Below are 1997 nucleotides of genomic sequence, written 5' to 3'. Positions count from 1 at the left end.
ATCAGATTTCCAACCTTTTGACCCTGGTATCATATTATTACGCTATTTGAAGAAACCGGCGATTACATCAACCGCAATCTGATTATTTTCCTTCGCAGATTTAAGCGCCGCATCTGCCCCCTGCTCTTCCGCCTCCATATCGGCTCCCCCCAGCATGACAAAGAATACATAATCTCCATGCGTTATTACCTGGGATGCTTCCAGTTTAGTCATATTCATCGGATACTGGACAGCTTCTTCAATCTGTTTCTTTCTGTAGGCCTCCAGCTCCTTTGCCACATCCCCGGCCTTTCCTTCCTTTGCCTTGATTCCGACAAATGTCTCCACATGAACCGAAATCATCGGGCCTTCGGCCACATAGGAATCATACTGGTCTTTGGAAATGCCGAATGTTCCTTCCAGCATGGCTTCGTCAAACATCATGCCTGGCACATATTTCTCACCGTATGCCTCTTTTACAGCCGTATAAACCTTTCCCAGCAGTTCATCCGAGATCTGAGCCGTCTCGCCTGCTCCGCCGTCTGATGTCTCACCGTTTTCCGTACCGCCCGGCTCCTGTGTCTCCGGCTCATCACTGTCTTCCGTGGCCGGTTCCTGTGTCATTTCCTGTGTCTCCTCTATCGTAGCTGGCGGCTGTGTCTCCCCTGTCTTTGGTGCGCAGGCCGTGAGGCCCGCTGCCAGTGCCGCCGCTGCAAAAATCAGTGTTCTTTTTTTCATGGTAAATCTCCCTTGTCAGTTATTTTATTGTTATTTGTATTGCAATGCACAGAAACAGCAAAAAGCCTGCGGCCTCTTGCCGAATCGGAATTTCTATATTATAATGGACGCACATATAAATTACAATAGAATTTTCGTTACGAATAGCTTACGATTTGCAGGAGGAGAAAGCCATGGGATTTGAATATGTCAGCAAACTGCCGACACCGGACGAGATAAAGGAACAGTTTCCGCTGGCGCCGGAACTGGCCGCAGTCAAGGCGGTAAAAGATGCGGAAATCCGGGATGTATTTACGGGAAAAAGCGATAAATTCCTCGTTATCATCGGACCTTGTTCCGCCGACAGGGCAGATTCCGTATGCGATTACGTTAACCGCCTGGCCAAAGTTCAGGACAGGGTGAAGGATAAACTGATTCTGGTTCCCCGTATTTACACCAACAAACCGCGAACCACCGGCGACGGCTATAAAGGGCTTCTGCACCAGCCGAACCCGGAGAAAAAGCCCGATCTTTATGAAGGCCTGATCGCAATCAGGAAGCTGCATATGCGCGTAATTGAGGAAACAGGCTTCTCCACAGCCGATGAAATGCTGTATCCGGAAAACCTGACTTACCTCAACGATGTTATGTCCTACATAGCAGTTGGCGCCCGTTCTGTTGAAAACCAGCAGCACCGTCTCGTTTCCAGCGGCATTGATGTGCCTGTCGGCATGAAAAATCCGACCAGCGGCGGTCTCTCCGTCATGCTCAATGCCGTCCACGCAGGCCAGCACGGCCATGAATTCATCTACAGAAGCTGGGAAGTTAAGACCAAAGGCAATCCGCTGACCCACTCTATTTTGAGAGGTTCCGTCAACAAGCATGGCCAGTGCCAGCCTAACTACCACTTTGAAGATTTAAAGCTGCTCCACGAACTTTATATGGAACGTGATCTGCAATATCCTGCATGTATCGTGGATGCCAACCATTCTAATTCCAATAAACAGTACATGGAACAGATCCGAATTGTAAAAGAAGTGCTTCACAGCCGCCGCCACTCCGATGACATCCGCAATTTTGTTAAAGGTGTTATGATCGAAAGCTACATTGAGCCAGGATGTCAGAAAGTTGATGAGCACTGCTACGGGAAATCGATTACGGATCCGTGTCTGGGATGGGATGATTCCGAGCGTCTCCTGTATGAGATGGCGGACAGTCTGTAAGCGGTAACCTGAACGCTCCGCGCACAGGTCAACGCCATCAATCCAGTCAACCAGGGCCGGCCGGCTATCACCGGCCGG

General features: G+C 49.7%; 2 protein-coding genes. One reads left to right on the top strand and one right to left on the bottom strand.

What is annotated here, in order from left to right:
• Nucleotides 1-42: 42 nt before the first annotated feature.
• A complete protein-coding gene (locus CLOSYM_RS00910; protein WP_021640594.1) occupies nucleotides 43-717 on the bottom strand; it encodes a DUF4358 domain-containing protein in 675 nt (224 codons plus the stop codon).
• 173 nt (nucleotides 718-890) lie between these two features.
• On the opposite strand from CLOSYM_RS00910, the gene CLOSYM_RS00905 reads away from it, so the two are divergent.
• Complete coding sequence (locus CLOSYM_RS00905) at nucleotides 891-1919, top strand: 3-deoxy-7-phosphoheptulonate synthase (RefSeq protein ID WP_003498941.1); 1029 nt, start codon at nucleotides 891-893, stop codon at nucleotides 1917-1919.
• Nucleotides 1920-1997: the final 78 nt, after the last annotated feature.

This window comes from [Clostridium] symbiosum ATCC 14940 (genome assembly GCF_000466485.1).
Classification (GTDB): domain Bacteria; phylum Bacillota; class Clostridia; order Lachnospirales; family Lachnospiraceae; genus Otoolea; species Otoolea symbiosa.
Note: the sequence above shows the minus strand (reverse complement) of the source record. Positions and strands in the feature narration are given on the sequence as shown.